We start from the raw sequence: 8066 nt of genomic DNA, 5'->3' as shown, positions 1-8066 counted from the left end.
TCGTCTATTTTTGGACAAGGTGTTGATATAGGTCTTATGCCTCAATTCATGACAGTACAAATAGGATTGCGTTTAGGGCTATAGTGATTAAAAATTTTAGAGTTAAAAATATGAAAACAATGATCAAAAATATTAGTAGCAAAATAACTTTAGGAGCTTTAACCTTTTTTTTAACCTTGAACTCTTGTCAAGATTTTATTGAAGTAGAGCCTCAGGATAAATTGAACAAAAAACAGGTATACCGGGATATCTTTGATGCTGATGCGGCCGTAGTTGGTATTTACGGTAAATTTATGGGACTCGCAGAAAAACATGTAATCCTTAATGAATTAAGGGCAGATTTACTTAGTCCAACTTATAATGCAGATTTATTTCTGCAAGAATTGAACGAACATTCAGTAAGTGAAGCCAACCCGTATGCAAATCCTAAAGATTTTTACGAGGTGATAAATCTGTGTAACGATGTCCTTAAGAACTTTAAGGATATGGTTGAAGATAATAGAATGGATATCAATGAATATAATGAGCGTTATTCTGATATTGGCATCTTACGTAGTTGGATTTACTTACAGTTAGGTATTCATTATGGATCGGTACCTTATATAACTGAACCCATAGAAAAAATTGATGATATAAAAGATCCAAATACTTATGTCAGAATTCCTTTTGAACAATTGATCGATGAACTTGTGTCTTTTGCGGAATCCCTTCCTTACACAGATCCTTACAGTGCAAATAGTACACTTGTTATTAATGTAGATGGAAATAATACTGCCAAGTTTTTTATTAATAAAGAATGTTTATTGGGTGATTTACAATTATGGAATAATAACTATTTGCAAGCAGCAGCTCATTATAAAAATGTAATGGAAACGGGGAGTGGAAGTAGTAGTGATGTGGTACGCTTTGATACGTATCGTGTTAAATATGCTGATATAGCCAATAATAATGACTTAGCGGTAGGTTATTTGAGGAATAGAGCACAAGATACTTACTCTTTAGTAAATAATAATACCCAAGGATGGAAATCAATGTTTGTGAGAGAGAAAGATGCGCTTTGGAATACAGAATGGATTTGGTCACTCCCTTTTGATAGTAATTTTGCTCCCAAAAATCCATTCATAGATTTGTTTTCAAATCAAGGAGGAAAGTATTTGGTAAAACCTTCGCAAAGTGCTATGAACCTTTGGGATAGTCAAATACAACGAAATGGTTTTCCTTATGATGCAAGAGGACAAAAATTCTCTTATAACATTATTAACGGTCAACCAGTTATCATAAAATATCTGCTTAAATACCTAGATCCTACTAGTCAAATACCTCTTGATGAATTTAATACTGGTGGAGATTGGTTTTTGTATCGTGCAACAAAACTTCATTTGCGTTATGCAGAGGCTGCAAATCGGGATAATCAGCATAAAATTGCAAATGCCCTTTTAAATTTTGGAATTTTATCTGCATACACTGTTGAAGGAGAAACAGATAAAACAAACATAGAACAAACGAAACAACCTTTTCCTTATGATTTTGATGCAAGAAATGGTGATTTTCCTCGCTACAGAGGCGATTGGCACCGTAATGGAGGGATAAGAGGGCGTGCATATCTTCAAAGAGCAGAAGTAGTAGGTGACAGTTTGATTTCAATTGAAAACAATCTTATTAAAGAAGGCGCTTTAGATTTAGCCTTTGAAGGTAACCGTTGGGGAGATTTAATTCGTATTGCATTACGCCGTAATGATCCTGCTTTTTTAGCAGATAAAGTTTATGATAAATTAGTTAAAGATAACAACCCAAAAGCCAATGAGGTTCATACCAAATTAATGAATACCAACAACTGGTATTTGCCTTTTATCTGGAAAGTTGAAGAATAGGTAGTAATAGTAAAAAAAATAACAGATAGAGCCCATTTAGATTTATTTAAAAACTAAATGTTCCATATCTGTTTTTCTAAAACTAAATAATATATTTATGAATTTACACAAGGACTTAAATATTAATTTACACTCTAAAATTCCAAAATATTTACAAATTGTAGATTGTATTGCTCATAATATATCCAAAGGAGAAATTAGTAGAGGTGCTCAACTTCCCTCAATTAATGCCTTTAGTAAAGATTATTGTGTATCAAGAGATACTGTAGAAAAAGCTTATCGTATCCTTAAGGATAGAAAGATAATAGAAGGAAAAAAAGGAAAAGGAACGTATGTTAGTTATATTAGAAATGAATTAAAAATATACAAATCTTATGTTAAAAATATAAATACAAATTATCACTTAGAATTAAAAATTTACAATTGCGATGAATCAACTTTCTTGAAACTAATGGAGCATGGTAGTAAATAGATAATAAAAGTCAATTTTGGTTTATGACCTTATAATTATTTATTGTGTGTACTTGCAAAAAAACTATTAATAAAACCTCATTTTAATAGTTTGTACAGGTTTGTTTGATTTATAGGATGAACTACAATTTTATAGAAACGTGTTTGAGGAAAAAATGACTTGTTTTGACAAGAATTGATAAGCCGATTTAATCCTCCCCTGTTTAATTTTGGAACTACAATTTAAACTTAAAAGATGAAGCATATTAAAATAATAATAATTACTTGTGTATTTATTTTAGGATACAAAGGGAATACTCAGCGTATAGTACAAGATTTGGACAGAGGCGTTGTAGCTATTCGATCAGAGAGTTCAAAAGCATTTATTTCTTGGCGTTTATTTGCCACAGAACCAACAACTACAGGGTTTAATCTCTATCGTTCCTCAGGAGGTGGAACTGCAGTAAAATTGAATACTACCATTCTTACTACTGGAACGAATTATACAGATACAACAGCTAATTTTAATGTATCTAATGAATATTTTGTAAAAGCCGTTATAAATGATGTCGAACAAGAAGCAAGTCGTTCATTTATAATGCCGGCTCATACTCCTGTGCGATCCTATATGAGTATACCCTTGAATCAAGATCTCGTTAATTATACGGCAAGATATGTACGTGTTGGAGATTTAGATGGTGATGGTGATTATGATTTTGTTATAGTTAGGTCATCATTAGATTATTCAGGAACTAATACTGCCGCAAATCCAATGATAGTAGAAGCTTATAAACAAGACGGTACTTTTTTATGGCAGTTGGATTGCGGCCCAAACAGTCTTTATCAATACAATAATGAACCTGGCTCTTCAACAGTAGATGTTGGTCATGGTGATAATTTAGAGGTGTATGATATCAATGAGGATGGAAAAGCCGAGGTTATTATTAGAACAGCTAATGGAGTGAAGTTTGGAGATGGCTCCGTTTTGAACTACCCTTCAGATAATAATGTTCAATTTATGTCTGTTCTAAACGGATTAACCGGAGCAGAGATATCACGAACGCAATATGATAACCCTTTCTTAGCAGAAGGGCCTATGAATGGTCATATGGGAATTGCTTACTTGGATGGTATTCATCCAAGTGTAGTTTGGGAAGCTAAAAATAGAACAGGCAGTGAAGGTTTTAATGATATGACTACCACTTGGGATTGGAAAAACGGAACATTAGCTCAAAGGTGGCAGTTTATTTCAAGAGATCAAGGTAAAACGCTTCCAACGGGACACCAAATAAGAATTATAGATGTAGATGGTGATGGAAAAGACGAAATAAGCGTACAGGGTTATGTTATTGATGATGATGGGGCTTTACTATATACTTTAGCAGAGCAGGATATTTTTCATGGAGATCGTTTTTTTATTGGTGATTTAGATCCTAATCGACCAGGTTTGGAAGGTTATGGAATTCAACAGGGTTATAGTGTTTCTGGTATTATGTGGTATTATCATGATGCCAAAACAGGTAAGGTTTTATTAACTCAAAAAAACCCAAATAATGTTGATATGGGAAGAGGTAATGTGGGAGATTTTGATCCCCGTTTTACGGGATACGAGTTTCACACTTTTGTAGATCATCTTTATAATGTGTCTGGAGCACCAACTTCCTCAGTAAATATGCCAGCTTCGTATCCGAATTTTAGAATTTTTTGGGATGGTGATTTGTTAACAGAAAATTTAGACAATACTAAAATGACTAAATGGAATTATTTAGCTGATGGAGAAGAACGAATTCGAATAGACGGAAATAGCACCTTTTCAGGTCATAATGTAGGTCCCAATACACCCAGTTTTGTGGGGGATATTTTAGGAGATTGGCGAGAAGAAGTTATTTATGAGGATTATAGCTTTTCTGAGTTAAGAATTTATACCACGCCAATTCCTACTTCAGAAAGAATATATACCCTTTCACAAAATCCGGGGTATTTAAATAGTATGCATGTTAGAGGCTATTACCAAGGGCATTTGACTGATTTTTATATTGGCGATGGTATGCAAGAACCGTCTATTTCGCCTATTCAAAAGGCAGATAAGTATTGGACAGGAACTACAAGTGCTGTTTGGGATACTGCTACCACTAACTGGTATTCAAATGGAGAAAGTGCTTTATTTACAAATGATGATATTATCATGTTTGATTCAAGAGGAAACAATGTTAATCCAATTGTGTTAAGTAATAATTTTTCTCCAAAGAAGATTTGGTTTATGAATGCTCAAGATAAAAATTATGTTTTCTCGGGAACAGGAAAAATTACTGGGGCAATGGATGTGGTGAAGTCTTTGTCAGGTTCAGTTACTTTTAACGGGAATTATGATTATACAGGAGCAACAGAAATTTCTGAAGGAGCCTTGAATGTTAATGGAAGTATAGAGAGCAAAGTAACTGTAAAACCTAGAGGAGCTATTGGTGGTACTGGAACATACAATGGAGGAGTTGTTTTAGAGAAAGGTTTTAATATTGATGGAGGTAGAATTAATCCAGGAAGCGGAACTACAGCCGATTTAATAGGTTCTTTGGTTATAAATGGAGATTTAGCTGTTCCTGGTAATAATAACTTTGCATTTGATATTGTTCCAGAATCAGCAACATTAAATGATGATATAATTGTAAATGGAAATATTATTTTTTCAGGTAAAAATAAAATTATTGTAGCGTTCAAAGATGGTGTTGCAAAAGACGGTATTTACACCTTGATAAAATCAACAGCTACTCTTACTGCGATAATAGAGGATTTTATTGTTGAAGGCTTAGATGGTATTCCTAATGAGATTATCATTGAAAACAACCAAATCAAACTTAAAATTGAAGGTTTGCGTGATCCAGGTACAATAACTTGGAAAGGAACAATTGATGATAAATGGGATTCCAGTACAAAGAATTTTGATTTGAATGGTATTCAAGAAGCTTTTACACCAAAAGATGCCGTGGTTTTTGATGAAACAGGGTTAAACAAATCAGTTCAACTTTCTGTTATAGCTAATACTTCAGGGGTAAGCTTTAATGCAACAAGTGATTATTCTATAAGTGGAACGGGAGCAATTGATGGAACTGGTGATTTAATTAAATCGAATACCAATAAAGTAACATTAGATTTAACTAATAACACTTATACGGGAAAAACTATTGTAAATGGTGGAACCTTAGCGGTTTCTGTTATAAATAACGGTGGAGAACTTTCGTCTCTAGGAACGACAGCTAACAACGAGGGTAATCTTGTTGTGAATGATGCCACTTTACAAATCAACCATAATAGTACTACCGACAGGGTGCTAACCATTACAGGAACTTCAACAATTAATATTCCTTCTGCAAGTGAGTATGCGATTTTTACTGGAGATATTACCGGTTCAGGTAATTTGGTAAAAGACGGTTCAGGTTCTTTGTATTTATTATATAACAATTCTTATTCGGGGACAACAACTTTAAAAAATGGTTCTATTTATTTAAGAGGTGCTTTAGGAAATACAAGCGGACTTGGAACATTGGGTAAATTGATCATAGAATCTGGTTCTTTAATTATGGAGGATAGAGGGGCTTATGATTCTCCAACTTGGGATATAGAAGTTCCTTTAGGTAAAACAGGATCCTTTACTCCCAATGGGCGAGCTGTTTTATTAGGTGAATTAACTGGTGCGGGTACATTAAATGTAACTATGCCTTACATACGTACAGAATTTAGAGGGGATTGGTCAGCTTTTACAGGAATTCTTAATGTGAATGGAGATTTTAGATTAAACAACACCTTTGGTTACGCCAATGCAATTATTAATTTAAATGGAAAAGCCTATTTGTCGACAAGTACCAATAGAACAGTGAAGTTTGGAGCCTTAAATGGGGTTGCAGCAAGTTTTTTAACTTCGGCTAATTGGGAAATTGGAGCTAAAAATATTGATTCGCAATATGACGGAGTGATTTCTAGTAATATGCTGACTAAAATAGGTACAGGATCTTTGATATTGACAAATGCAAATACCTATACAGGTGTTACTAATGTAAATGGAGGGAAACTAATTGTAAATAATACAACAGGAAGTGGTGCTGGTACAGGTGCCTTAATGATTAATACTGGAGGAACTTTATCTGGAACGGGTATTTTGTCTAACACAATTAATGTGGCTAGCGGAGGGACTCTAGCGCCGGGTTATCCAGTATTAGGAACACTTACGGTAAACAAAGCCGTAACCATGCAGGATGGAAGTGCGTATGAAGCTGATGTATATGTAGAAACAAACACTTCAGATCTTTTAAAAATGGGAGCGAATCAATTTACTTTAAATGGGACTCTTAAAATAGTAAATCAAAGCGGTGTGGATTATGCAAATGGAAATTCCTTTACAATTTTTAGTGGTTCTAATATCATTGGTGATTTTGATGCAATTGATCCTGCAACGCCTGGTGATGGATTAGCGTGGGACACCTCTCTATTAAAAAGCAATGGTATTATTGGCGTAACTAATCTTTTATCAGTTGAAGCAACTATCAATGATAGTGATATAAAAGTTTATCCAAATCCTGTATTAAATAGTTTTAATGTTCATTTGCCAAACGAACTTATAGGAGCAAAAATTGAATTATATAACATTCTAGGTACAAAATTAATAACTATTAAAACAAAAGAAGGTCAAGTTATAGTTGATATGAAAGACTACTCTCAAGGAATTTATCTTTTAAAAATTTTAAAAGATAATGCGTCGTTTAGTAAAAAAATAAGTAAACAGTAGGTTGAGATCGAATTAAGTAAAAAGGATTTGTTACCCTTTTAATTAAGAGTACAAATCCTTATTTTTTTAATATGTATTAACCATGAAACAAATATTAAAATGAGAAAATTGCTTGTAACTTTTATAATGTTTTTAGTGTTTAATATGTCGTGGGCTCATGTTTGCCACCCTCAAAAAGTGAAGTGCCCAATGGATGGTACAACAGTTGAGTTTTGCGTAACAATGGGATCGGCTGCCTTTGGCAATTATGCAGATTTTCAGAGACAGGAAGATTCAGATGATCATTATAAAGAAGAAATTAATAGTTGCTCAAAATGTCATTTCTCGGGCTACCTGTTTGATTTTGAGATTGAATATAATGAGGATGAAAAAAACAACATAAAGAAGCTCTTGAAAAGGTACCATGATGTGAAAGTTGATGAAGTACTAGAGTGTCAAATTGCGGCAGAAATTAAGCAACGTCTTAAACAAAACGCAGATCACATTGCAAATTGTTATTTAATTGGTACATATATAATAAAAGGAAATGTAAAAAAAGACAAATACAGAAAAGAGTTGCAAAATAAGGTAAGATATTATTTAATCAAAGCAATAAAAAATAAAGAATATACTAACCAAACCGAAATAGCTTCCATAAACTACCTAATAGGGGAAATGTATAGAAGAACCGGTCATTTTAGAAAAGCTAAATCATATTATGATATAGCTATAAATAACCCTGAAAAAAGCCCTTGGGTTGAAGAAATGGCTGTTATACAAAAAGAGCTAGCTATGAAAAGAAATGATAATAATCGAATTTAAAATATTAAAAATATAGTAATATAACTAAGATTCTATAAATAAACTAGAGTAATATATTTCATTTTTAATATCATGTCATAAGTTTAAATCTTTACATATAGAATCGATTTTTAGCGGTTTATTTTAATTCGCTATTAGTGGTGTACAATCCCATTTTTTAAATTAGT

4 protein-coding genes are annotated in these 8066 nt (G+C 33.0%); all 4 read left to right on the top strand.

What is annotated here, in order from left to right:
- Nucleotides 1-119 precede the first annotated feature (119 nt).
- The 4 genes from ACGK9U_RS14350 to ACGK9U_RS14335 all read left to right on the top strand — a co-directional run bounded on the left by ACGK9U_RS14350 (nucleotide 120) and on the right by ACGK9U_RS14335 (nucleotide 7899).
- Nucleotides 120-1871, top strand: coding sequence for a RagB/SusD family protein (locus ACGK9U_RS14350; protein ID WP_394467136.1), 1752 nt, complete (start codon nucleotides 120-122; stop codon nucleotides 1869-1871).
- A 97-nt stretch (nucleotides 1872-1968) separates the two neighbouring features.
- The gene (locus tag ACGK9U_RS14345) at nucleotides 1969-2343 is read left to right on the top strand and encodes a GntR family transcriptional regulator (RefSeq protein ID WP_394467134.1); all 375 of its coding nucleotides are present in this window, start codon (nucleotides 1969-1971) and stop codon (nucleotides 2341-2343) included.
- Nucleotides 2344-2577: 234 nt separating this feature from the next.
- Entirely contained in the window at nucleotides 2578-7098 is a 4521-nt protein-coding gene (locus ACGK9U_RS14340; protein ID WP_394467132.1) for an autotransporter-associated beta strand repeat-containing protein, read from the top strand.
- Nucleotides 7099-7287: 189 nt separating this feature from the next.
- Entirely contained in the window at nucleotides 7288-7899 is a 612-nt protein-coding gene (locus tag ACGK9U_RS14335; protein ID WP_394467130.1) for a DUF2225 domain-containing protein, read from the top strand.
- Nucleotides 7900-8066: the final 167 nt, after the last annotated feature.

Origin of the sequence: Mariniflexile sp. HNIBRBA6329, from assembly GCF_043558645.1 — a bacterium.
GTDB lineage: Bacteria > Bacteroidota > Bacteroidia > Flavobacteriales > Flavobacteriaceae > Mariniflexile.
This window is presented reverse-complemented; position numbering and strand designations above follow the sequence as displayed.

Coding starts and splice junctions, on each gene's coding strand:
- ACGK9U_RS14350 (WP_394467136.1), top strand. CDS start 120: ATGATCAAAAATATTAGTAGCAAAATAACTTTAGGAGCTTTAACCTTT.
- ACGK9U_RS14345 (WP_394467134.1), top strand. CDS start 1,969: ATGAATTTACACAAGGACTTAAATATTAATTTACACTCTAAAATTCCA.
- ACGK9U_RS14340 (WP_394467132.1), top strand. CDS start 2,578: ATGAAGCATATTAAAATAATAATAATTACTTGTGTATTTATTTTAGGA.
- ACGK9U_RS14335 (WP_394467130.1), top strand. CDS start 7,288: ATGGATGGTACAACAGTTGAGTTTTGCGTAACAATGGGATCGGCTGCC.